The sequence below is a fragment of the Pseudomonas sp. GW821-FHT03A09 genome, from assembly GCF_059421065.1.
The window spans coordinates 1-24,499 of sequence record NZ_JBWKUX010000023.1; the positions used below are offsets into that span (position 1 = coordinate 1).

Sequence of the window (24,499 nt, forward strand, 5' to 3'; positions counted from 1 at the left end):
CCTTTGTAGACGTCGTTTGGTGCCACGGTGGTGACGGTGCCGCTGGACTGGTTCACACCAATGGTGATGGTCTGGCCATTGTCCAAGGTCACGGTCAGCGGATTGGTGATGTTGGTCACCGGCGCGCCGTTTTTATCCACAAGGCTGGCGGTGTAAACGATGTTGCCGCCTTCGCCAACGGTAGTAGTTGCGGTCAGAACCACATCGACCTTGTCGATGGTGTCGTTGATCGTGGTAGTCGCACCATTGCCGGCAACTTCCAATTTCTCGAAGTTGCCGCCCGTAGCGTCAGTGATCTTGACGGTCTGGGTGCTCTTGTCAATGAACACGTCATCGCCCGGCGCGTTGACCGTCACAGTGCCAACGGTGTCGCCAGCCTTGATGGTGATCGACGAGCCGTTATCGAGTTTCAGGGTGACGTCAGTGCCCGCTTTATTGGAAAGCGTGGCGGTGTAGGTGATCTGACCACCTTCATTAACCTCAGACGGAGCCGTCAGGGTCACGGTAGTGGTGTCAGCAGTGCCCGGTGTGTCCGTCACTGTTGTGGTGACTTTATCGGTACCAGGAACGAGGTTTTCAAAGTGCTCGCCGCCAGTCACACCTTTGATAGCGGTGGTGACGGTCTGGTCGCCTTTGTACACATCATCAGGAGCAACAACCGAAACGCTACCGCTTGACTGGTTTACGCCGATGGTGATGGTCTGGCCATTGTCCAAGGTCACGGTCAGCGGATTGGTGATGTTGGTCACCGGCGCGCCGTTTTTATCCACAAGGCTGGCGGTGTAAACGATGTTGCCGCCTTCGCCGACGGTGGTGGTGGCGGTCAGAACGACGTCCACTTTGTCGATGGTGTCGTTGATCGTGGTGGTCGCACCATTGCCCGCAACTTCCAATTTCTCGAAGTTACCGCCCGTGACGTCAGTGATCTTGACGGTCTGAGTGCTCTTATCGATGAACACGTCATCGCCCGGTGCCTTGACCGTCACGGTGCCAACGGTATCGCCGGCCTTGATGGTGATGGTCGAGCCGTTGTCGAGTTTGAGCGTGACGTCAGTGCCGGCTTTATTGGAAAGCGTAGCGGTGTAAGTGATCTGACCACCTTCATTAACCTCAGACGGAGCCGTCAGGGTCACGGTAGTGGTGTCAGCAGTGCCCGGTGTATCAGTCACTGTTGTGGTGACTTTATCGGTACCAGGAACGAGGTTTTCAAAGTGCTCGCCGCCAGTCACACCTTTGATGGCGGTGGTAACGGTTTGATCGCCTTTGTAGACGTCGTTTGGTGCCACGGTGGTGACGGTGCCGCTGGACTGGTTCACACCAATGGTGATGGTCTGGCCGTTATCCAGAGTGACAGTCAGCGGGTTGGTGATGTTAGTCACCGGCGCGCCGTTTTTATCCACAAGGCTGGCGGTGTAAACGATGTTGCCGCCTTCACCAACGGTGGTGGTGGCGGTCAGAACCACATCCACTTTGTCGATAGTGTCGTTGATCGTGGTAGTCGCACCATTGCCTGCAACTTCCAACTTCTCGAAGTTACCGCCCGTGGCGTCAGTGATCTTGACAGTCTGGGTGCTCTTGTCGATGAACACGTCATCGCTTGGCGCATTGACCGTTACGGTGCCAATGGTGTCGCCAGCCTTGATGGTGATGCTCGAACCGTTATCCAACTTCAGCGTGACGTCAGTACCCGCCTTATTGGAAAGCGTAGCGGTGTACGTAATCTGACCACCTTCGTTAACCTCAGACGGAGCCGTCAGGGTCACGGTGGTGGTGTCAGCAGTACCCGGTGTGTCGGTGACGGTGGTATTCACCGGCGTGGTGCCTGGCACCAGATTTTCGAAGTGCTCGCCACCAGTGACGCCTTTGATAGCGGTGGTGACGGTCTGGTCGCCTTTGTACACATCATCCGGAGCAACAACCGAAACAGAACCGCTCGATTGGTTTACGCCAATGGTGATGGTCTGGCCATTGTCCAAGGTCACGGTCAGCGGGTTGGTGATGTTAGTCACTGCCGCGCCGTTTTTATCCACAAGGCTGGCGGTGTAAACGATGTTGCCGCCTTCACCAACGGTGGTGGTGGCGGTCAGAACCACATCCACTTTGTCGATGGTGTCGTTGATCGTGGTAGTCGCGCCGTTACCGGCCACTTCCAATTTTTCGAAGTTACCGCCCGTGACGTCAGCGATCTTGACGGTCTGAGTGCTCTTGTCGATGAACACATCATCGCCCGGTGCATTGACCGTCACGGTGCCGACGGTGTCGCCAGCCTTGATGGTGATGCTCGAACCGTTATCCAACTTCAGAGTGACGTCAGTACCGGCCTTGTTGCTCAAGGTCGCGGTGTACGTGATCTGACCACCTTCGTTGACTTCGCTTGGTGCGGTCAGCGTAACGGTGGTGGTGTCAGCAGTGCCCGGTGTGTCGGTGACAGTGGTGTTCACCGGCGTGGTACCTGGCACCAGATTTTCAAAGTGCTCGCCGCCAGTCACACCTTTGATAGCGGTGGTGACGGTTTGATCGCCTTTGTAGACGTCGTTTGGTGCCACGGTGGTGACGCTGCCGCTGGACTGATTCACACCGATGGTGATGGTCTGGCCATTGTCCAAAGTGACAGTCAGCGGGTTGGTGATGTTGGTCACCGGCGTGCCGTTTTTATCCACAAGGCTGGCGGTGTAAACGATATTGCCGCCTTCACCAACGGTGGTGGTGGCGGTCAGAACCACATCCACTTTGTCGATAGTGTCGTTGATCGTGGTAGTCGCACCATTGCCTGCAACTTCCAACTTCTCGAAGTTACCGCCCGTAGCGTCAGTGATCTTGACGGTCTGGGTGCTCTTATCGATGAACACGTCATCGCCCGGCGCGTTGACCGTCACGGTACCGACGGTATCGCCGGCCTTGATGGTGATCGACGAGCCGTTGTCGAGTTTCAGCGTGACGTCGGTGCCTGCTTTATTGGAAAGCGTGGCGGTGTACGTGATCTGACCACCTTCGTTGACTTCGCTTGGTGCGGTCAGCGTAACGGTGGTGGTGTCAGCAGTGCCCGGTGTGTCGGTGACAGTGGTGTTCACCGGCGTGGTACCTGGCACCAGATTTTCAAAGTGCTCGCCGCCAGTCACACCTTTTATGGCGGTGGTGACGGTCTGGTCGCCTTTGTACACATCATCCGGAGCAACAACCGAAACGCTGCCGCTCGACTGGTTTACGCCGATGGTGATGGTCTGGCCATTGTCCAAGGTCACGGTCAGCGGATTGGTGATGTTAGTCACTGCCGCGCCGTTTTTATCCACAAGGCTGGCGGTGTAAACGATATTGCCGCCTTCACCGACAGTGGTGGTCGCGGTCAGTACGACGTCGACCTTGTCGATGGTGTCGTTGATCGTGGTAGTGGCGCCGTTGCCTGCAACTTCCAACTTCTCGAAGTTGCCGCCCGTGGCGTCAGTGATCTTGACGGTCTGAGTGCTCTTATCGATGAACACGTCATCGCCCGGTGCGTTGACCGTCACGGTACCGACGGTATCGCCGGCTTTGATGGTGATCGAGGAACCGTTGTCGAGTTTCAGGGTGACGTCCGTACCCGCCTTATTGGAAAGCGTAGCGGTGTACGTAATCTGGCCACCTTCGTTCGCCTCGGTCGGCGCGGTGAGCGTCACGGTCGTGGTGTCGATAGAGTCCGTAATCGTGGTGACTGCCGGAGTGGTATTCGGCACCAGATTTTCGAAGTTGCCGCCAGTCGCGCCCGTAATGGTGGTGCTGACGGTGCTGCCGTTGACATAGACATCATTCGGCGGGGTGTCGACCACCACGCTGCCGACGGACTCGCCCGCCTTGATAGTAATCACCGAGCCATTGCTCAAGGTGACAGTTACCGGGGTTTGCGCCGGGTTGGTCAGGGTGGCGGTGTAGGTGATCTGGCCACCTTCGACAACCGTCCCGGTGGCGGTCAGTGAAACGTTGGTGGTGTCGATCGAATCAACAATGGTGGTCACCGCAGGTGTCGTGCTTGGCACCAGGCTTTCAAAGTTACCGCCAGTCGCGCCGGTAATCGTGGTGCTGACCGTAGAGCCGTTGTTGTAGACGTCGTTGGCCGGCGTGTCCACGACCACTGTGCCGGTCGACTCACCCGCCTTGATGGTAATCACCGAGCCATTGCTCAAGGTGACGGTCACTGGTGTTTGCGCCGGGTTGGTCAAGGTGGCGGTGTAAGTGATTTGGCCGCCTTCGGTGACGGTCTGGGCGGCGGTCAGCGTTACGGTCGTGGTGTCGATCGAATCAACGATCGTGGTGACTGCTGGCGTCGTGTTCGGCACCAGGTTTTCAAAGTTACCGCCGGTCGCGCCGGTAATGGTGGTGCTGACGGTAGAGCCGTTGTTGTAGACGTCGTTGGCCGGAGTATCCACGACTACCGTGCCGGTCGATTCACCTGCCTTGATGGTGATCACCGAGCCATTGCTCAAGGTGACGGTCACCGGCGTCTGCGCCGGGTTGGTCAAGGTAGCGGTGTAAGTGATCTGGCCGCCTTCGGTAACGGTCTGGGCGGCGGTCAGCGTCACGGTCGTGGTGTCGATCGAATCTGTAATCGTGGTGACCGCAGGCGTGGTGTTCGGCACCAGATTCTCAAAGTTACCGCCAGTCGTACCGGTAATCGAGGTGCTTACAGTCGAACCATTGTTGTAGACGTCGTTGGCCGGAGTATTCACAACCACCGTGCCGGTCGATTCACCGGCCTTGATGGTGATCACCGAGCCATTGCTCAGCGTGACGGTCACCGGGGTTTGCGCCGGGTTGGTCAAGGTGGCGGTGTAGGTGATGGCGCCGCCTTCGGTGACCGTGTTGCCCGCGGTCAACGTGACGGTGGTGGTGTCGATGGTGTCGGTGACTTGGGTCACGGCCGGCGTGGTGTCGATGGTCAGCACCAAGTTGTTGCCGCCGGTGGTGCCGGTGACGTTGACACTGATCTGGCTTGGGTCGATGTACGGGCTGTCGTTCGGGGCCAGGGGCACATTGACGGTGCCGGTCAACTGGCCTGACGGAATGGTGATCACCGCACCGTTGGACAAGGTAATAGTGAGGTTGCCGATGGGTGCCTGGGTGACGGTGGCGGTATAGGTCAGCACGCCGCCGGCTTCGGTGATGGTCGGCGTAGCGCCCAATGTCAGCGTGGCAGTCTGCAGGGTCAGGCCACCGTTACTGCCGCCAGGCTGGGCGCCGACGTTTTGGGTCAGCGCCGAGTTGGCTTGGCCCAGACCTGCGGTCGGGAAGCCGATGGTCGGGTCTACGCGACCGGCGGTCGCGTCCAGTACGACGAAGCTGTGACCACCGCCCGCAGCGCCATTACCGGCGGCGTTCGGGCCGGCGGCGGCGGCTTCCAGCTCGGTGGTCGGGTCGGCACCGGCGGCGATGGCTTGCTGCAGCTCGGCAACCGACGGCGCAGCGTTCGCGGCGGCGGTGGCCAGGTCGAGGGTGGAGTCCGGCAGGTCGGCGCTCCACTGGGTCTCACGGCCCAGGTCCAGCGTACGGCCATCAGCCAGCTCCAGGCTGACCGCACCCGACATACCGGTGTCGACCTGGTCGCCCGCGAACAGGCGATCACCTTCTACTAAGACACGGCGCGTCCCTTCCGGAGAAATAACGAAAACTTGACCAACAATGCTTTTGACGATGGCAACAACACTGCTCATTAAAATTTTCTCCGGCGATCCGTTTCTGATGATTTCCATGTGGCCGCTCGTGGGAGGGCCAAACAGGAGTGGCATAGTCTATAATGATAATGGCGTCAAATAATTGGCTAGATTTATTCGTTATCTAGTTTATGCCAAACTATTGACCTTATGGCCGCCATCCTAAACAATTGGTCCCGTAATGTCACATTGATATTTATGCGGCGAACCGTCCTACATGTGTGAAGCAGTTCCGCTTTTTGAACTTTCCGACGTACGGTCATAACGGTAGCCATTATCCGACGCAGCGACGCGAATCGCTGTGATTTGAGACAAGAAGTCTTGGGGAATTTCTAAATGCGTTTGCACCTGTTCAAGGCAATACCGTTCGTTCTCGCCGCTGGTTTTGTACAAGCCCAAACATTGCCCCAAGCCATGCAGCAGGCATTGGATGTGCACCCGGAAATTCAGGCCGGTGTGAACAGCCGTATCGCTGCCGATTACCAACTGCGGGCCGCCCAAGGTGGTTACTTGCCACGGGTTGACCTGAACGCCGGTTACGGCCGCGAAGGCACCGACAACTCCACCACTCGCGCCGCCAACGGCCCGAACGGCAACCACTGGGATACGCTCAACCGCGGCGAGTCCAGCCTGCGCCTCCAACAGATGATTTTTGACGGCTTCGCCACCTCCAGCGAAGTCGGCCGTCAACAAGCCAACGTCAACTCCCGTGCCTACTCCTTGCTCGGTACCTCCGAGCGCACCGGCCTGACTGTTGCCCAGGTGTACCTGGATGTACTGACCCGTCGTGAATTCGTGCACTTGGCCGAAGAGAACCTGCGCAATCACGAACGCATCTACGATCAGATCAAACTGCGCACCCAGCGTGGCGTTGGTAACGGTGCCGACCAGGATCAGGCCGAAGCGCGTCTGGCCCAGGCCCGCAACAACCTGATCACCGAACAGACCAACCTGGCCGACGCCCAGGTCAACTACCTCAGCGCCGTTGGCCAGATGCCCGACCAACTGGAGCGTCCAGCGCCGTTCATGGCCATGCTGCCGGCAGACCTGAATGAAGCGCGCCGCCAGATGCTCGACAACAGCCCGATCCTGCGTTCGGCCGAGTCGGATATCTCCGCTGCCGAGAAGCAGTACGAAGCGGCCAAGTCCACCTTCTACCCGCGCTTTGATGCCGAGCTGGGCACCAACGCCGACAACAATGTTTCGGGTGACGCCAGCCATAACAACGGCTGGGAAGCCATGGTGCGCATGCGCTTCAACCTGTTCGCCGGTGGCAGCAACAAGGCTGACCTGCAATCCAAGTCGTACCAGACCAACCAGGCCCTGGACATTCGCAACAACGCCTTGCGCCAACTCAATGAAGAGCTAGGCTTGGCTTGGAACGCCTTGAACAACGCCAATGCCCAATTGCCGGTAGCCCAGCAATACGTGGACCACAGCACCCGCGTGCGCACGTCCTACCAGCAACAGTTTAGTCTCGGTCAACGTACCCTGCTCGACTTGCTCGACAGTGAGAATGAATTGTTCACCGCTTCCCGTCGTTTGGAAGAGATCAAGAACATTCAGTTATTTACTCAGTACCGAATCAAGGCGACCATGGGCGAACTGCTCAAAAGCCAGGGTGTAGTCGCACCAATGGCCTCCGTCGTGCAAACCGACGTGAAGCCTAAAGTCCAACTGCCTGGGATGAATTGAGCCACCCCTATAGCCCCATCTGTTAGTCGAGAGTGCACCGCGTGGAATCCGAAGTCAGTCGAGTTCATCTCAACCATGATCCACGCACGCTGCACGACGACCCGTTACTTGACGGGTTGCTTGCGCTTTGCGCCCTGCATCAGAAACCGGCCAGTGCGACCATGCTCACCACCGGCCTGCCGCTGCCTGCGCAGCGGCTGAGTGCCGAATTGCTGCCCCGTGCGGCGGCACGTGCCGGGCTGCAAGGGCGGTTGCTGCAACGCAAGCTGGAACAGATCCCGACGATTGCCCTGCCGGTGCTGCTGTTGCTCAAAGATGGGCGCAGTACCGTGCTGGTCGGTTGGCAAGGCGAGGACGAAGCCCGCATCCTGCTCAGTGAAAGTGACGGCGGTGAAGTCATCATCAAGCGCGAGCTGCTGGCTGCCGACTACATCGGCAAAGTGTTTTTCGCCCAGCCGCAACACAAATTCGACGTCAACCATGGCAGCTTGATTCCTCGGGCGCGTTCGTGGTTCCGCGACACCCTCAAGCGTTCGCGCTGGCTCTACACCGACGCCATCGCCGCCAGCTTCCTGATCAACATCATCGCCATGGCCGCGCCGCTGTTTGTGATGAACGTGTACGACCGTGTGGTGCCCAACCAGGCCACGGCCACCCTGTGGGTGTTGGCGGTGGGTATCTGCGGCGCTTATCTGTTCGACCTGATCCTCAAGAGCCTGCGCAGCCTGTGCCTAGACCTGGCGGGCAAAAAGACCGACCTGATCATCTCGGCCACGCTGTTCGAGCGCATTGTCGGCATGTCCATGAAGTACCGTCCGGCGCGGGTCGGCAGCTTCGCGCAGAACATCCACGAGTTTCAGAGCCTGCGGGACTTTCTCGCGTCGCTGACCCTCACCAGCCTGATCGACCTGCCGTTCACCCTGCTGATCTTCCTGGTCATCGCCATCCTCGGCGGGCACCTGGTGTGGATTCCCGTGCTGGCGTTCCCGATTGCCCTGGGCATCGGCTATGCCCTGCAAAAACCACTGGTCGCAACCATGGAACGCACCATGGCGCTGGCTGCCGAGCGCCAGTCGAGCCTGATCGAAACCCTCGCCGGGCTCGACGCTGTGAAGGTCAATAACGCTGAAAGCGAGCGCCAGTACGGCTGGGAACAGACCATTGGCACCTTGAGCCGCCTTGAGTTGCGAGTGAAGTTGCTGTCGGGTCTGTCGATGAACATGACCCTGCTGATCCAGCAACTGGCCGGCGTGATCATGATCGTGTTCGGTGTGTACCAGATCATCGACGGCAACCTCAGCATGGGTGGCCTGATCGCCTGCTACATGCTCAGTGGTCGTGCCTTGAGCCCGCTGGCTTCGCTGTCGGGCCTGCTGACCCGCTACCAGCAAGCCAAGGTCACCATGACCTCGGTGGACCAGATGATGGAGCTGCCCCAGGAGCGCAATTTCGAAGAGCGCCCGATGAGCCGTCGCACCCTGCAAGGTGCCATCGAATGCCGCGGCCTTAACTTCACGTACCCGAATCAACAGAACCCTGCGCTGAAAAACATCAACCTGGTGATCAAGCCGGGCGAAAAAATCGGCATCATCGGCCGCAGCGGTTCGGGCAAAAGCTCCCTCGCCAAGCTGATCGTCGGCCTTTACCAGCCGGACTCCGGTGCCTTGCTGGTGGACGGCGTGGATGTGCGCCAGATCGATGTCAGCGAGTTGCGTCACAACATCGGCTACGTTGCCCAAGACATCCAGCTGCTCGCCGGTACGCTACGCGACAACCTGGTCTGTGGTGCGCGTTACGTCGAGGATGAAATGGTCCTGCAAGCCGCCGAACTGGCTGGCGTGCATGAGTTCGCGCGTCTGCACCCCCAAGGCTATGAGCTGCAAGTCGGCGAGCGTGGGCAGAACCTCTCCGGCGGCCAGCGCCAGAACGTCGCCCTGGCCCGCGCATTGTTGCTCAACCCGCCCATCCTGCTGCTGGACGAACCCACCAGCGCCATGGACAACACTGGTGAAGAACGCTTGAAACAACGCCTGCAAGCCGTGGTGCAAAGCAAGACCGTCGTACTGGTCACTCACCGTGCCTCACTGCTCTCGCTGGTGGACCGCCTGCTGGTGGTCGACCGTGGGCAGATCCTCGCGGACGGCCCGAAAGCCGTGGTCATGGAAGCGTTGAAAAAGGGGCAGATCAGTGTTGCTTAACTCCATCAAAAGCGCGGTCGGCCGCTATTTCAAAGGCTCCGACTCGCTGCAGGGCCAGCCCCTGCCTGAGGTCAACAAGGCGCTGATCGAAGATGCACCGCGGGTTATCCGCCTGACCATCTGGGCAATCATCGCGTTCTTCGTGTTCCTGGTGATTTGGGCCGGCTTTTCCAGCATCGACGAAGTCACCCGTGGCGACGGCAAGGCGATCCCATCGTCCAAGCTGCAGAAAATCCAGAACCTGGAAGGCGGTATCGTCGCCGAGTTGTACGTCAAGGAAGGCCAGGTGGTGGAAGCCGGCGCGCCGTTGATTCGTCTCGACGACACGCGATTTGTCTCCAACGCCGGTGAAACCGAAGCCCTGCGCCTGGCCATGCAACTGCGTGTCGAGCGCCTGAGTGCCCAGGTGGATGACCGCCCACTGAACATTCCTGACGATGTACTCAAGGCCGCGCCAAGCCAGGCCGCCAACGAGCGCTCGTTGTATGACAGCCGTCGCCAGCAGTTGAAAGACGAAGTCGGTGGCCTGCAGGAACAGCTTGTGCAACGTCAGCAGGAACTGCGCGAATTCACCTCCAAGCAAGGCCAGTACCGCAGCCAGTTGTCCCTGCAACGCCAGGAAATCAACATGTCCGAGCCCTTGGTGGCCCAGGGCGCGGTGTCGCCGGTGGAAGTGCTGCGCCTCAAGCGCGCCGAGATGGAAACCCGTGGTCAATTGGACGCCACCACCCTGGCGATCCCCCGCGCCGAATCGGCGATCAAGGAAGTGCAGCGCAAGATCGACGAAACCCGTGGCAAGTTCCGCAGTGAAGCCCTGACCCAGCTCAACGAAGCCCGCACCGAACTGAACAAGGCCGAGTCCACCGGCCGCGCCCTGGAAGACCGTGTCAGCCGTACCCTGGTCACTTCGCCGGTGCGCGGGATCGTCAAGCAATTGCTGGTCAACACGGTCGGCGGCGTGATCCAGCCGGGCAGCGACATGGTAGAAATCGTACCGTTGGACGACACCCTGCTGGTGGAAGCCAAGATCCGTCCGCAAGACATCGCTTTCCTGCACCCGGGGCAGGAAGCGGTCGTCAAATTCACCGCCTATGACTACACCATCTACGGCGGCCTGAAGGCCAAACTCGAACGCATCGGTGCCGACACCATCACCGATGAAGACAAGAAAACCACCTACTACATGATCACCCTGCGCACCGACCGCAGCCACTTGGGCACCGATGAGAAGCCGCTGTTGATCATCCCAGGCATGGTGGCTTCGGTGGATATCATCACCGGCAAGAAAAGCATCCTGAGCTATCTGCTCAAGCCGATCATCAAGGCGCGGGCCGAGGCGTTGCACGAGCGGTAATCTTCAGCGTCTTTGCCGACCCCGATAGGGCCATCAGCCTCAACACAAGCCCTACTTCTAATGCATATGTATATGCATTAACGGTATTTAATCGCCGGTTCTTATAGCTATAAAGTCACTTCCCTGTCTGACCGGGAGTGCCCTCATGTCCGCCACCTCTACTGTTCCAACAGCGACCCAAACCTTCGACATCCGCCCACTCCCCGGCAGCGTCGGTGCCGAGATCATTGGCCTGGACTTGTCGCGCCCGGTCAATGACCACGACTTCGCCCGCATCCACCGCGCGCACCTGGACCATCACGTTGTGGTATTCCGCGACCAACGCATCACCCCCGAACAACAGATTGCCTTCAGCCGCCGCTTCGGTGTGCTGCAGATCCACGTGCTCAAACAGTTCCTGCTGGCCAACCACCCGGAAATCCTGATCGTCTCCAACATCATCGAACATGGCCAATCCATCGGCCTGGGCGACGCGGGCAAGTTCTGGCACTCGGACCTGTCATACAAGGAACTGCCAAGCCTGGGTTCGATGCTGCACGCTCAGGAGCTGCCGGCCGAAGGCGGTGACACGCTGTTCGCCGACATGCACAAAGCCTGGGACCAGTTGCCCGAGCACTTGCGTAACGCCGTGGAGGGCCGCAGCGCCGCCCACTCCTACACGGCGCGTTACAGCGAAACCAAATTCGAAGGCAACTGGCGTCCGACCCTGACCCCCGAGCAACTCGCCCAGGTTGCCGAAGTGGTGCACCCCATTGTGCGCACCCACCCGGAAAATGGCCGTAAGGCGCTGTTCGTCAGTGAAGGTTTCACCACTCGCATTGTCGGCCTGCCGGAAGACGAAAGCCGTGACCTGCTGGCTCAGCTCTATGCCCACAGCGTGTTGCCGCAAAACATTTATCGCCATCAATGGCAGCCCCACGACATGGTGTTCTGGGACAACCGCTCGCTGATCCACCTGGCCGCCGGTTGCCCGAGCCACCTGCGGCGCAAGCTGTTCCGTACCACCATCCAGGGCGATGCGCCTTTCTGATTCCCCGGCAAGAGAGATGAAATGAACGCGCCCCTGCAAGGCCACGCGGCCAGCACCCTGAACACGGCCCAACCGCTGCTGGCGGTGGATCACGTCAGCCTCGAATACCGCACTCCCGAACGCGTGGTGCGGGCCACCCATCAAGTCAGTTTCGAGATCGACCCGGCCGATCGCTACGTATTGCTTGGCCCTTCGGGTTGCGGCAAGTCCACGTTGCTCAAGTCCGTCGCCGGGTTTATCAAACCTTGCGAAGGCGAGATCCGCCTGCTGGGGCAGAAAGTCGAACAACCGGGCCCGGACCGTATCGTGGTGTTCCAGGAGTTCGATCAACTGCCACCGTGGAAAACCGTCAAGCAGAACGTGATGTTCCCGCTGCTGGCGTCGAAAACCCTGAAGCGTCGTGAAGCCGAAGAACGTGCGCTGCACTACCTCGACAAAGTCGGCCTCAGTGCCTTCGCCGATGCGTACCCGCACACCTTGTCCGGCGGCATGAAAGCCCGTGTGGCTATCGCCCGTGCCCTGGCCATGCAACCGAAAATCCTGCTGATGGATGAGCCCTTCGCCGCCCTCGACGCCCTGACCCGCCGCAAGATGCAGGAGGAGTTGCTGCTGCTTTGGGAAGAGGTGCGCTTCACCCTGCTATTCGTCACCCACTCCATCGAAGAAGCCTTGGTGGTGGGCAATCGCATCCTGTTGCTGTCGCCCCATCCGGGACGCGTGCGCGCAGAAATCCACAGCCATCAATACGACCTACACAGCCTCGGTGGTGTGGAGTTCCAGGCGTCGGCGCGGCGTATTCATCGACTGCTGTTCGATGAAGTGCCCGAGACCGAACAGGCGTTGGGTTTTGCCGATATCCGCATCGCTTATTGAAGGGGCCGCCCATGCGCCAGGAATTTGAAGTCACCCTCGAACCGCTGCTCAGCGTCCCCGTGGAACGCGAGCTGCCCCTGCGCCAACGTCTGTGGCAACAAGGCTGGCTGCGCAAGGGCCTGATCCTGATCGTGCTCGCGATCCTCTGGGAAGCCGTTGCGCGTTATCAGAACAATGACCTGTTGCTGCCGAGCTTTGTGCAGACATCCCAGGCGCTGTTCGACGGCCTGCTCAGCGGCGAATTGCTCAGCAAGGTCAGCATCTCGCTGGCGGTACTGATCAAGGGTTACGTGATTGGCATCGTGCTGGCGTTTGCCCTGACCACGTTGGCGGTGTCGACCCAGTTGGGCCGTGATCTGCTGAGTACCCTGACTTCGATGTTCAACCCGCTGCCCGCCATTGCGTTGCTGCCGCTGGCGCTGCTGTGGTTCGGCCTGGGGCAGAACAGCCTGATTTTCGTGCTGGTGCATTCGGTGCTGTGGGCGTTGGCGCTGAACACCTATTCCGGGTTTCTCGGCGTGTCTGAAACCCTGCGCATGGCCGGCCGCAACTATGGCCTCAAGGGCATGCGCTTCGTGCTGTTCATCCTGATCCCGGCGGCGCTGCCGTCGATCCTGGCCGGCCTGAAAATCGGCTGGGCATTTGCCTGGCGCACACTGATCGCCGCTGAACTGGTGTTCGGTGCCACCAGCGGCAAGGGCGGGTTGGGTTGGTACATTTTCCAGAACCGCAATGAGCTGTACACCGACAAGGTGTTTGCAGGGTTGGCGGTGGTGATCCTGATCGGCCTGCTGGTGGAGAACCTGGTGTTCAATACCTTCGAGCGACTGACGGTGAAGCGCTGGGGCATGCAGCGTTCCTAACCCTGCTAGGATTGCACCCCATTCACTCCCCACTGATCACGAGTGCTTGGCATGCAACTACCGGACATGAATCTGCTGGTCGCCCTCGACGCCTTGCTCGACGAGGGCAGCGTAGTGGGTGCCGCTCGCAGGATGAACCTCAGCCCCGCCGCCATGAGCCGTACCCTGACACGTATTCGCGAGGCCGTGGGCGACCCGATTCTGGTGCGCGCCGGGCGTGGTCTGGTGCCGACGCCCAAGGCTCTTCAGCTGCAAGGCCAGGTGCGCAACGTGGTGGAGCAGGCGGCGCTGCTGTTCCGCTCGGCGGACCAAGTGGATTTGAGCACCTTGCGTCGCCGTTTCAGCGTGCGCGCCAATGACTTTTTTATCGGCGTGTATGGCGGTCGGCTGTTCGACACCATGGAACGCATGGCGCCGTTATGCGAGCTGTGCTTCGTGCCCGAAGGCGACACCGACGACGAAGCGCTGCGCGAAGGGCGGCTGGATCTGCGCGTGAGCAACACCATGCCCGCCAGCCCTGAGGTGAAAGTGCAGAACCTGTTCTCCACCACCTTCATCGGCCTGGCGCGGGAAGGCCACCCGCTGTTTGACGAAGAGATCACCGCCGCGCGCTTTGCCAGCTATTCCCACATCAGTATTTCGCGGCGTGGCATCTCCCGTGGCCCGATCGATACCGCGCTGAATGCCCAGGGCCTGGAGCGTCGCGTGTCGATGATCGCCCCAGGTTTTCACGGGGCAATGTTTATGTTGCCCGATTCCGACCTGATCCTGCCGGTGCCCAAGGAAGCGCTCTACAGCGCCAATCGCTTGAACCTGCCGTTGCGGGCGTTCCCGCTGCCGATCTCACTGCCGACATTGGTGTTGGCTCAGTCCTGGCACCCACGCTTCGACAAAGACCCTGCCCACAAATGGCTGCGCGAGACCATGCGTGCGAGTTGCCATGCCACGTGGCTGGAAGCCCAGCCGACCTGATTCCTGAGGCAGAAAGGGTAAAAATGTGGGAGGGGGCTTGCCCCCGATAGCGGTGGATCAGATAGAAAGTCTGTGTCTGACACACTGTAATCGGGGGCAAGCCCCCCTCCCACAATGGATTGCGTTTGACGCACTTATAACCTTCCGATAAGTAACTTTTTGTCATGGATTTGCCTGATTAGACTGCTTGGGTATTTCTAATGCCGAGTTGCCTGTTCATGACTTCCCTCGCTGCCCCCGCCCTCCAGGCCGCAGCCAAACCGACTGCGCTCACGCCTCCGGCGTTCGGCCCGCGCATCATCATCGGCTTGGTCGGCGTGCTGCTCGCGGTGCTGGTATCCGGCCTCAACGAGATGGTCACCAAGGTCGCCCTCGCCGACATCCGGGGTGCGCTGTACATCGGTTTTGACGAAGGCACCTGGCTGGTCGCTGCCTACACCGCGACCTCTGTGGCGGCGATGGCCTTTGCGCCTTGGTGCTCGGTGACGTTTTCCCTGCGCCGCTTCACGCTGTGTGCGATCGGTTTGTTTACGGTGCTGGGCATCCTGTGCCCGTTTGCGCCGAACTACGAAAGCCTGCTGGTGCTGCGCACGGTACAAGGCTTGGCGGGTGGCGCGCTGCCGCCGATGTTGATGACCGTGGCGCTGCGCTTCCTGCCGGCCAACGTCAAACTGTACGGCCTGGCCGGCTATGCGCTCACCGCCACCTTCGGCCCGAGCCTGGGCACGCCGCTGGCGGCGTTGTGGACCGAATACGTCGGCTGGCAATGGGCGTTCTGGCAGATTGTCGCACCATGCCTGTTGGCCATGGCCGCCGTGGCCTACGGCTTGCCGCAAGATCCGCTGCGTCTGGAGCGCTTCAAACAGTTCAACTGGCGCGGCTTGCTGCTGGGGTTCCCGGCGATCTGCATGCTGGTGATCGGTCTGTTGCAGGGCAATCGCCTGAACTGGTTCGAGTCGGGCCTGATCACCTTTCTGCTGAGTGGCGGCAGCCTGTTGCTGGTGCTGTTCATGCTCAATGAATGGTCGCACCCGCTGCCGTTTTTCAAGTTGCAGATGCTCGGCCTGCGCAACTTGGCGTTTGCCCTGATCGTGTTGGCCGGCGTGCTGGTGGTGCTGACGTCGGTGATCATCATCCCGTCGAGTTTTCTCGCCCAGGTCCAGGGTTATCGCCCACTGCAAACCGCGCCGGTGATGCTGCTGATGGCATTGCCGCAGTTGATCGCGTTGCCGTTGGTGGCGGCGCTGTGCAACCTGCGTTGGGTCGATTGCCGCTGGGTGCTGGGGATCGGCTTGAGCATGTTGGCGCTGTGTTGCGTCGGGAGTTCGCACCTGACTTCGGCGTGGATTCGTGACGATTTTTATGGCTGGTACCTGTTGCAAATCTTCGGTCAGCCGATGGCGGTGCTGCCGCTGCTGATGCTTTCCACCGGCAGCATCCAACCCCTGGACGGGCCGTTCGCTTCGGCCTGGTTCAACACAGTCAAGGGGCTCGCCGCCGTGGTCGCCACCGCCGTGCTGGATACCCTGACCACACAGCGCCTGCATTTTCACTCGACCATGTTGGTGGACCGCTTGGGCAATTCACCCCTGGCCGACGGCGACTCACCGGGCCTGGCCCAGCGCCTGCACGAACAGGCCGTGGTGCTCACGTCTTCGGATCTTTACTACGTCATGGCCGCGGTCGCGGTGGCGTTGATCCTGCTGATTTTCTGGATGCCCACGCGGATCTTTCCGCCTCGCGCACTGACCTAGCACAAAGGACTTCTCATGAAACGCAAAGACAAAATGGCCGTTTCCGTTATCGCGGTGTTCGCCGTGGGTGTGCTGGTTTACCTGGCCGTGCCGCACCTTCTGGCCAACAAGCGCCAGACCACCAACGACGCTTTCGTCGCCGCCGACTTCACCTTGGTTGCTCCGCGCGTGGCGGGTTTCATCAAGGAGGTGCTGGTGGAAGACAACCAGCGCGTCAAAGCCGGCCAGCTGTTGGCGCTGATCGACGACCGCGATTTTCGCGCCGCCGCCCAGGCGGCCGACGCCGATACCTTGGTGGCCCAGGCCCAATTGAAAAACGCCAACGCGACCCTGGAACGCCAAAGCTCGGTGATCGCCCAGGCCCAGGCCACGGTGGCGGCCGACCGCGCCGAAATGGCCTTCGCCGAACACGAGTTGAACCGCTACAACCACCTTGCTGGCGTTGGCGCTGGCACGGTGCAGAACGCCCAGCAAGCCAAGACCCGAATCGACCAGGCCACCGCGCGTCTGGCCAACGCCACGGCGGTGCTGGCGGCCGAACGCAAGCAGGTAGAGATTCTCACCGCTCAGCGTGATGCTGCCGAGGGTGGGCTCAAGCGTGCCCAGGCCGCGCTGGAAATGGCCAGTTATCAGCTGTCCTACACACGCATCGTTGCGCCGGTGGATGGCATGGTCGGCGAGCGTGCGGTACGGGTGGGCGCTTATGTGACACCGGGCAGCAAGATCCTGGCGGTGGTGCCGTTGGCCGAGGCCTATGTGGTGGCCAATTTCCAGGAGACGCAACTGTCGCATATGCATGCTGGCCAAGCGGTGCAGGTCAGTGTCGACAGCCTCGACGGTGAGTTGCTCAAGGGGCATCTGGAAAGCCTCGCGCCCGCCACCGGAGTGACCTTTGCCTCGGTCAAGCCGGATAACGCCACCGGTAACTTCACCAAGGTGGTGCAGCGGATTCCGGTGAAGATTGTCCTCGAGCCCAATCAGCCACTGACTGAGCGCCTGCGCGTCGGTATGTCGGTGGAAGCCAGTGTCGACACGCACGCTGTCGCGCCGTCGCGTGAGGTGGCCCAGCAATGAAACAGATGGCCTGGCTTACCTTGAGCCTTATCAGCCTGAGCGCGTGTACCGTTGGCCCGGACTTCCAACGGCCCCAAGGCCCGCAAGTCACCCAATGGAGCCAGCCCCAGGGGCGTCAGGCTGCCAGCCGTGCAGTTACCGATCCGTTGCAGGAGCGCTGGTGGGACGTGTTCCACGACGCACAACTGTCGGCGCTGACCCGTCGCGCGCTCACCGATAACCTCGACCTGAAACTGGCCAGCAGCCGCCTGCAGCAAAGCCGTGCCGTGCGCCAGGTGACCACCGCTGAGCGTTATCCCAGCCTCGATGCAGCGGGTGGTTATCAGCGCAAACGCAACAGCGGCAAAGGTTTGAGTGACCCGTCCGGCGAGAATGGTCGCGCCGCGTTCAACCAGTGGGACGCGGGCTTCTCCGCCGCTTGGGAGCTGGACTTCTGGGGCCGGGTCAAACGCGAAACCGAAGCCGCCGACGCCACCCTGCAAGTTGCCGAAGACGACCGCCGCGCCGTGCTGCTCTCGGTACTCGCCGAGACGGCCCAGGACTACATCCAACTGCGGGGCGTGCAGAACACCCGCGCCGTCACCGAGCAAAACCTCGATGTCGCCCGCCACAGCCTCAAGCTCTCACAATTGCGCCTGGCCGATGGTGTGGCGACTGATTTGGACGTCGCTGAAGCGGCAGCCCAGGTTGCCGCCATCGAAGCGCGCCTGCCGGATCTGCAGCAACGCCAGGACCAACTGATCAACGCCCTGAGCCTGTTGATGGGCGAGCCGCCACAGGCGCTGCATGCGCAGTTGTCCAAGGACGCCGCCGTGCCACAAACCCAGCGCCAGGTCGCTATTGGCCTGCCGTCGGAACTCGCGGAGCGCCGGCCCGATATCCGTCAGGCCGAAGCCCGTTTGCATGCCGCCACCGCCAACATCGGTGTGGCCAAGGGCGACTTCTATCCGCGTATCACCTTGTCCGGCAGCCTCGGTTCTCAAGCCATGCAACTCTCGGATTTTGGCTCCTGGGGCTCCCGTGCGTTTGCCTTCGGTCCGCAATTCAGCTTGCCGCTGTTCAATGGCGGGCGCCTGCAAGGCATGTTGAATTTGCGCGAAGCCCAGCAGCAGGAAGCGGCGTTGGCGTATCAGCAAACCGTGCTGCGTGCCTGGCACGAAATCGACGACCAGTTGACTCGCTACAACGCCAGCCAGTTGCGCCGCGACAGCCTTGCCGAAGCGGTGCGCCAGAACCAGATTGCGCTGACCACGGCGCAGCAGCAGTACGTCGAAGGCGTGGTGGATTTCGTCAACGTGCTCACCGTGCAAAGCGCATTGTTGGCGACGCAGGAACAATGGGTGGAAAGCTCTACCGGCGTGTCGCTGGCGATGGTCGGCTTGTACAAAGCCTTGGGCGGTGGTTGGGAATCGGTGTACCCGCTGTAAACCGCGAAGCGCTGAGTCGCGAAAGTTGCAATGGGGCAGTGACCTGGATTTCTATCCCGGGGAAGGGCGCACGGTGGTGTCGAGCCTGGCCTACGACGGGTAGTCCTGTAGTGAGCGGGTGTTGCTTCTTAGGGGTTCTGCAAAAACACTACATATCCCCGAAACCACTGACTCTCCTTCAGGTACCCCGGTGCTTCCCATTCCCCGCCTTGAATCAACCCCACCTTGAATGGCAACCCCAGTCGATTCATCCGGGGTAAGTACGCCGCGTAATCCGGAATGCTATGGCGGCCCTGATAGGTCTGCACCACCACTTCATCCACCACACCCTTGAGCTGGGCGATGGCGGTCGGGTCGGCGTTGCTGCTCCAGTCCATCAGGCCGGTGATGCTCAGGCGCAGATCGGCGGGCAGGCGTTGGCGCAGGTCGCGCAGAAAGGCGGCGTATTCGTGCAGGTATTGGGTGCGTGCGTCGAAGTCGATCTGGATGCCGACTACCGGGTTACCCGCCTCGCGCCAACGTTGCACCTGGCCGAACACTTGGGTGTAGATCGGCTCCGGCCAGTGCAGGGTGTGGGCCCGGTACACTACCCAGACTTCGCCTTGGGTCAGGCGCGGCACACTGATGCCTTGGGCGATCAGTTGCACGCCGCGCTGGGGCGCGCGGCGGGTTGAGTTGATCTGGCCCTGGAGGATGTACAGGGTGTTCGCCTGTTTGAGCACCGGCTGGGGCGTGACACCACTCCACAGCCAGAAGGCGTCATAGTCCCGGGCGTCGACAGCGCCAAAGGCCGGGCTCGCCAGCAACAGCAAGCCGAGCCACAGGGGCTTCACCAGTAGTACTGCAACGATTTGCCCCACTGGGTGTCGGCAAAGCCGGTTTTCAGCTGACGGAACCACGCCTTGCGCACGGCCGGTTTAACGTCATTACCGCCGCAGCTGTTATAGCCGGAGGGGGCATAGCAGTTGATCGCGCGGAACAGGGCATAGGCCTTGTCGTTCTTCGGTGCCTTGGCGTTGGCGATGACGAGTGCGTAACCGTCGAGCCGCGAGAAGGTTTCACCTTTGAATTCCGAAGCGGTACTGCCCAGGCTACCAGCGGCACGTGCTTGTTCCAGAGGCATGCCATCCAGGCCGTTACGCAGGATGAACTCGCCGAAGCAGTTCAGGCCCTGTGGGTTTTTCCCGTCGTTCTGCAAGGTTGCGGCAGTTTGCGCGATGCTCGGGCATGCATAGCCGGACTCCGCTTTGTCACCGTTCCATTGGAATAGCTTCAGGTTCTGGCTGGCGCTGTAGACGTAGCCTAGGCTGGTGCCCAGCTTGTCGTCGGGCGCCGGAGACGGCAGTTGCTTGAGGTCGTCGGCGAAGGTGGCGAACTGGCTGTGCAGTAGGTCTTTGTAGAGCAGCACGAACTGTGCGGTGTTGCGCTCCACTGGGTCGCTGGCCTTGGCGAGTTGCTGGCGCAGCAGGTCCGGTCCGGCCACGTTGCGCAGCAAGATGTAGCGCACCTGTTTGGCGCTGATGGGCGAGTCGGCGGCAAAGACCTTGGCCAGTTGGCCGCTGCGCTCGTAGTTCATGGCCAGGGCCAATTCCAACTGGTCACGTTGCAGTGGCAGCTTGGCCAGCGGCAACAGTTGCAGCCATAGCGCTTCTGCACCTTTCCAATCTTTTTTCTCTTCCAGGGCCAAGGCGCGCAGGGTCTGTTGGCTGAAGGCGAAATAATCCAGGTTCGACGGCACCTCCTTGGGCAACCGCTTCAAGGCGCTGTCGGGCTGATGCTCGACGTACAGCGCGTACGCGGCCTGTACGTAGTCGAACAGTGCCGGCTCATTGGCAAATACGGCTTTTTGCCCGTCGAGGTCTTCGCGGCTCAGGCTCGGTGGCGTGTGGGCGCGCATCGCCATCAGGTCGATGACCAACTGAATCATGGGGCTTTGCACGGTGCTGCGACTGGCCATCAACAGCTTGAGGTCGGCTTCTTCCACCAGATCATCCACCGACGCATTGCGCTGTGCGTCCGTTGCCTGGGTCAGTTGCCAGGCGTAGGCCTGGGCCAGTTTATCGGCGTCGTTCGCCAGCCAGTACACCCGGCGCAGCAAGCCACGGGCAGAAACCGCGTAGGCGCCCTGTGGATAAGTTTTCAGGTAACCCAGGAAGCCTTCTTCGGCGTCGCTCAGGGCTGACTTATCCACACGCTCGAGTTTCGGCATGCCGTATTCGTCAAAGGCTTCGGCTTGCGCCTGGTTCAACGAGGTGCGCGCGGTCATGTACAGCGCGGTTTCTTTCAACCAAGGCAGGGCGCCGCTGCTGGCGGCGGCAAAACCGCGTTCGGCATCACTGAAGCGCCCGCTGTAGAAGTCGGCGGCGGCTTGCAGATAGGTCCGCAGCAGTTGGCCTTCGGTTGACTGAATCTGCTGTGGGTCCACCACTTGGCCAGTCCACTCGCATGTGCCGAGCAGCTGCAAGCGGGCCTTGACCAGCACGTCGCGTTCAGCCGCCGGCATGTCTGCCTTGACGACCTGGCCGATAAACGCTGCGGCGCTGTCGTCGTCATTGCTGCGGCAGCGGCTGCCTTCGCCGCTGAGGAAGGCTTGGCCGGCGGTTTTGGTATCAGCGCGCTGGATACCCAGCGGTGCGAGCAGTGCGTCGAGGCCGGGGCCCGATGATTCGTCTGCTTCGGACGGTGGCGTGTCATTGGCGGTCAGGCGATACACCGGGAACGGCACCGGGCCAAAGCCTTGCTCCAGATCGGTTTCATTCAGTGCGTTCGGCTTCAGGGGCTCCACCTGCTTGTCTGCCAGCAACAGACGCAGGTTGACCCGGCTGTCATTGCCCGGGCTCAGGAAGGGCAGGTTGCTGCAGCCTTCAAGGTTGTCGCGGGATACCCGCCAGTCGGGGTAGCACGAGTCATCGCCGCTGGCCTGGGCTTGGAAGGAAAGGCCGGCGAGCAACGCCAGTCCCAGAGATGGCAGAAAACCGATACGCATGACGTGTCCTTTGATCCTGAATCCTTGGAGGTCACAATCATAACGTACGCCTACAAAGACGTCGGTAGTGCCCACAATAAATTCAGATTTGTCCGCTTTGGGTTAGTGGCAATCTGACCTCGCTGCACAAGGCCCAGCGCTATAGTAGACAGCACTTCTACACGGCACCTGGCGGTTGCGAAACAGCAAGCGAAACCGGGGCTTTTGGCCTAGAGTGGCGCTAATTTGCTTACGTTCAGGGTTTGCCCGGAAAGCGGGCAGTATCAGGGGAATTGAGGTGCGACGGTCTGTGGTAGAACAAGACGACAAAATTGGGATTTTCCCCACGGTCAATCGCCTCTCGGCGGCCTGGGAAGGGGCCGGCTGGCTCAGCCGCTTATGGTGGGTGCCGATCCTGGCGCTGGCCATGGCCGTACGCTTTTATGGCCTGACGACCTCGGCGATCTGGGGTGACGAGGGGTCGAGCCTGCTGCTCAGTGAATACGCCATGGACGACCTGTGGTTCCACGCGGCCCATGACGTGCACCCGCCTCTGTACTTTTTCATGCTGCGCGGCTGGATCGGGTTGTTCGGCGACGGCATCTGGTCGATTCGCGGCATGAGTGCGATTCCCGGCGTGGTCGCCGTTGGCCTGGGTATCTGGCTGACGCGGCAACTGTCCACCCGCCGCGCTGCGGTGTTGGCGGGTGTGCTGCTGGCGCTGTACCCCACTGCCGTGCGCTACAGCCAGGAAGTGCGCATGTACTCACTGCTGGCCGTGTGGCTGCTGGCCGCCACGCTGGCGCTGGTCTATTGGGTACGCCGGCCCGAGCGCACGCGCTACCTGGCGGCTTACGTGCTGCTGATGGTGGCCGGTTTCTATACCCATTACTTCACCGCCTTGTGTGTGGTGGTGCATTGGGCTTACCTGGGGTTGCTGTGTACCTCCCAGGCGCCGGGTCAGCGTTTGATCCTGCGCCCTTCGTGGTGGTGCGCCAATGCGCTGATCGTGGGGCTGTACTCGCCCTGGCTGCCGAATCTGCTGGACCTGATCCAGCACGTCGAACAGCTCAAAGTCGGCGGCGATATCGGCTGGGAAGACCCGGTCACGCTTATCTCCGTACCGTCGATGGTCTGGCAGTTCATGCTCCAGGATGAGGGCATCGATTTCTGGAAGCCGTTGTTCTGGCTGTTCCCGCTGTTGCTGATTGCCGTGGTGGGTGTGACCGCCTGGCGTGATCGTGAGCCCCATCGGCCGGCCTGCCTGCTGGCGCTGTTCTTCCTGCTGCCGCTGCTGCTGGTGTATGCGGTGTCGTTTCTGTCGCCGGTATTCATTGAGCGCTACCTCACGGTGTATGCCCTTGGCTTGCCGATCTTGGTGGCCCTGGCCGTAGAGCGCCTGCCTAAACGCCTGTCGCGCTGGGGCACTGCGTTCCTGGTGTTGTTTGTCAGCGTGGAATTGCTGGGCGTGAAGAACAACTCCACGGTGGACGAGCATGACCAATTCAATGTGCCGGTGGAGTTCGTCAACCGTAACTACCAGGAAGACGATCGCATCGTGCTCAGCGACATGATGTGGTACCTCAGCTACGTGTATTACGACCAGACCGACGCCCAATTGCAGCTCTACACGCCGCCCAAACCGGATGGCACGTCGACTCGGCCAAACGCCTACGGCTTCGGCACCCTGGTGGACCAGGACGGCGGGCGCATTTACCTCGACCGCCTGTCGGCATTGCCGGCTGATACCCGACGCGTCTGGCTGATCAGCAGCACTGAGCCGCCGGATGATTTTGCACCGATTCCCGCTGATTGGCGCGAGCTTCTACGTCAGGATGGTGGCGGCGCACGGGCGCGTCTTTTTGTGCTGTGCCGCGGCCCAGAGCCTTCGCAGCCAGAGGGTTGCCGCTAAATCACTTTATCTCCGGTCTGCCGCGCTCCGACTGCGAGCACCACGCGCGGTCAACGCGTCGTTTGCGTGGCATTCACCTGAACTAGACTCTGGAGAGTCGTCTTTCTAGGAGTCTCCCATGGAATCGCCTGTACATAGCCTGCCGTCCTTGTTCAAACAGCTTGGGCTACCGGATGACCCGGTGAGCATTGAGCAGTTTGTGGCGGTGCATTCGCCGCTCAAGCGCGACCAGAGACTGGAGGACGCGTTTTTTTGGACAGAAAACCAGAAGAAGTTCTTGCGCAGTGAAATTCTGGAAGATGCGGATTGGGCCGAGGTGGTGGATGAGCTCAATCTTCTGTTGCACAGCGGGAGAGGGGTTTAAGGGCGTAAGTGGACTTTTTCTGAAGTTGAGCGATGCACATGAAGTGCCAAATCCAGCGTTGCGTGGCCGCTCAGGCTCAACAGCCAGTCTGAAACCAGCACCGATCCAAATGTGAGAGCGGGCTTGCTCGCGAATGCGGTGGGCCAGTCAACTTATCTTTTAACTGATACTCCGCTTTCGCGAGCAAGCCCGCTCCCACAGGTGCCCATCTGTGATGCTGCTACCGCAATTCTGCCGCTCAATGTGCGTGCTGAAACCTGCTTTACTTACCCACACTCGCCACCACCCATCCGCAAATTTGTATCAAAACTTGACGGCATTCGATCCATCCACCATA

At 60.6% G+C, this 24,499-nt stretch carries 15 protein-coding genes; 12 read left to right on the plus strand and 3 right to left on the minus strand.

Translation table 11 applies throughout. The features are described from left to right. The coding region (locus AC07V4_RS26360) for a retention module-containing protein (RefSeq protein ID WP_495029368.1) at positions 1–5,681 on the minus strand (5,681 nt) is incomplete at its 3' end. Between the two features lie 336 nt (positions 5,682–6,017). Between AC07V4_RS26360 and AC07V4_RS26365 the strand changes: the two genes are divergently transcribed. The 10 genes from AC07V4_RS26365 (at position 6,018) to AC07V4_RS26410 (ending at position 18,921) form a co-directional block, all read left to right on the plus strand. Next, positions 6,018–7,376 (plus strand): TolC family outer membrane protein, encoded by a 1,359-nt coding sequence (locus tag AC07V4_RS26365; protein ID WP_431749199.1) that lies wholly within the window; start codon positions 6,018–6,020, stop codon positions 7,374–7,376. A 41-nt stretch (positions 7,377–7,417) separates the two neighbouring features. Further along, positions 7,418–9,574 (plus strand): type I secretion system permease/ATPase, encoded by a 2,157-nt coding sequence (locus AC07V4_RS26370; protein WP_492637766.1) that lies wholly within the window; start codon positions 7,418–7,420, stop codon positions 9,572–9,574. Then, on the plus strand, positions 9,564–10,928 hold the full coding sequence (locus AC07V4_RS26375; protein ID WP_492637765.1) for an HlyD family type I secretion periplasmic adaptor subunit: 1,365 nt from the start codon (positions 9,564–9,566) through the stop codon (positions 10,926–10,928). Before AC07V4_RS26370 ends, AC07V4_RS26375 begins: the two co-directional genes overlap by 11 nt. A gap of 145 nt (positions 10,929–11,073) precedes the next feature. After that, positions 11,074–11,958, plus strand: a complete 885-nt coding sequence (locus AC07V4_RS26380; protein WP_492637764.1) for a TauD/TfdA dioxygenase family protein — start codon at positions 11,074–11,076, stop codon at positions 11,956–11,958. Between the two features lie 21 nt (positions 11,959–11,979). Next, positions 11,980–12,831 (plus strand): ABC transporter ATP-binding protein, encoded by an 852-nt coding sequence (locus tag AC07V4_RS26385; protein WP_492637763.1) that lies wholly within the window; start codon positions 11,980–11,982, stop codon positions 12,829–12,831. An 11-nt stretch (positions 12,832–12,842) separates the two neighbouring features. Then, positions 12,843–13,694 carry an ABC transporter permease gene (locus AC07V4_RS26390; RefSeq protein ID WP_492637762.1) on the plus strand — a complete coding sequence of 284 codons (852 nt, stop codon included), beginning with the start codon at positions 12,843–12,845 and terminating at the stop codon, positions 13,692–13,694. 51 nt (positions 13,695–13,745) lie between these two features. After that, entirely contained in the window at positions 13,746–14,666 is a 921-nt protein-coding gene (locus AC07V4_RS26395) for a LysR family transcriptional regulator (RefSeq protein ID WP_492637761.1), read from the plus strand. Positions 14,667–14,884: 218 nt separating this feature from the next. Then, positions 14,885–16,420 (plus strand): MFS transporter, encoded by a 1,536-nt coding sequence (locus AC07V4_RS26400; RefSeq protein WP_492637760.1) that lies wholly within the window; start codon positions 14,885–14,887, stop codon positions 16,418–16,420. A 15-nt stretch (positions 16,421–16,435) separates the two neighbouring features. Beyond that, positions 16,436–17,494 (plus strand): HlyD family secretion protein, encoded by a 1,059-nt coding sequence (locus AC07V4_RS26405; RefSeq protein ID WP_492637759.1) that lies wholly within the window; start codon positions 16,436–16,438, stop codon positions 17,492–17,494. Beyond that, positions 17,491–18,921, plus strand: coding sequence for an efflux transporter outer membrane subunit (locus AC07V4_RS26410; protein ID WP_492637758.1), 1,431 nt, complete (start codon positions 17,491–17,493; stop codon positions 18,919–18,921). The genes AC07V4_RS26405 and AC07V4_RS26410 overlap by 4 nt, the downstream gene beginning before the upstream one ends. A 128-nt stretch (positions 18,922–19,049) precedes the next feature. Here AC07V4_RS26410 and AC07V4_RS26415 read toward each other — a convergent pair whose 3' ends face one another. Together AC07V4_RS26415 and AC07V4_RS26420 are read right to left on the minus strand one after the other, a co-directional pair. Further along, complete coding sequence (locus AC07V4_RS26415; RefSeq protein WP_431750809.1) at positions 19,050–19,754, minus strand: DUF3142 domain-containing protein; 705 nt, start codon at positions 19,752–19,754, stop codon at positions 19,050–19,052. Further along, positions 19,751–21,907 carry a PA5441 family protein gene (locus tag AC07V4_RS26420; protein ID WP_492637757.1) on the minus strand — a complete coding sequence of 719 codons (2,157 nt, stop codon included), beginning with the start codon at positions 21,905–21,907 and terminating at the stop codon, positions 19,751–19,753. Before AC07V4_RS26420 ends, AC07V4_RS26415 begins: the two co-directional genes overlap by 4 nt. A gap of 277 nt (positions 21,908–22,184) precedes the next feature. On the opposite strand from AC07V4_RS26420, the gene AC07V4_RS26425 reads away from it, so the two are divergent. After that, a complete protein-coding gene (locus tag AC07V4_RS26425) occupies positions 22,185–23,798 on the plus strand; it encodes a glycosyltransferase family 39 protein (RefSeq protein WP_492637756.1) in 1,614 nt (537 codons plus the stop codon). Between the two features lie 118 nt (positions 23,799–23,916). Then, complete coding sequence (locus AC07V4_RS26430; protein WP_492637755.1) at positions 23,917–24,162, plus strand: DUF2789 domain-containing protein; 246 nt, start codon at positions 23,917–23,919, stop codon at positions 24,160–24,162. Positions 24,163–24,499: the final 337 nt, after the last annotated feature.

Coding starts and splice junctions, on each gene's coding strand:
- AC07V4_RS26365 (WP_431749199.1), top strand. CDS start 6,018: ATGCGTTTGCACCTGTTCAAGGCAATACCGTTCGTTCTCGCCGCTGGT.
- AC07V4_RS26380 (WP_492637764.1), top strand. CDS start 11,074: ATGTCCGCCACCTCTACTGTTCCAACAGCGACCCAAACCTTCGACATC.
- AC07V4_RS26385 (WP_492637763.1), top strand. CDS start 11,980: ATGAACGCGCCCCTGCAAGGCCACGCGGCCAGCACCCTGAACACGGCC.
- AC07V4_RS26390 (WP_492637762.1), top strand. CDS start 12,843: ATGCGCCAGGAATTTGAAGTCACCCTCGAACCGCTGCTCAGCGTCCCC.
- AC07V4_RS26395 (WP_492637761.1), top strand. CDS start 13,746: ATGCAACTACCGGACATGAATCTGCTGGTCGCCCTCGACGCCTTGCTC.
- AC07V4_RS26400 (WP_492637760.1), top strand. CDS start 14,885: ATGACTTCCCTCGCTGCCCCCGCCCTCCAGGCCGCAGCCAAACCGACT.
- AC07V4_RS26405 (WP_492637759.1), top strand. CDS start 16,436: ATGAAACGCAAAGACAAAATGGCCGTTTCCGTTATCGCGGTGTTCGCC.
- AC07V4_RS26410 (WP_492637758.1), top strand. CDS start 17,491: ATGAAACAGATGGCCTGGCTTACCTTGAGCCTTATCAGCCTGAGCGCG.
- AC07V4_RS26420 (WP_492637757.1), bottom strand. CDS start 21,907: ATGCGTATCGGTTTTCTGCCATCTCTGGGACTGGCGTTGCTCGCCGGC.
- AC07V4_RS26430 (WP_492637755.1), top strand. CDS start 23,917: ATGGAATCGCCTGTACATAGCCTGCCGTCCTTGTTCAAACAGCTTGGG.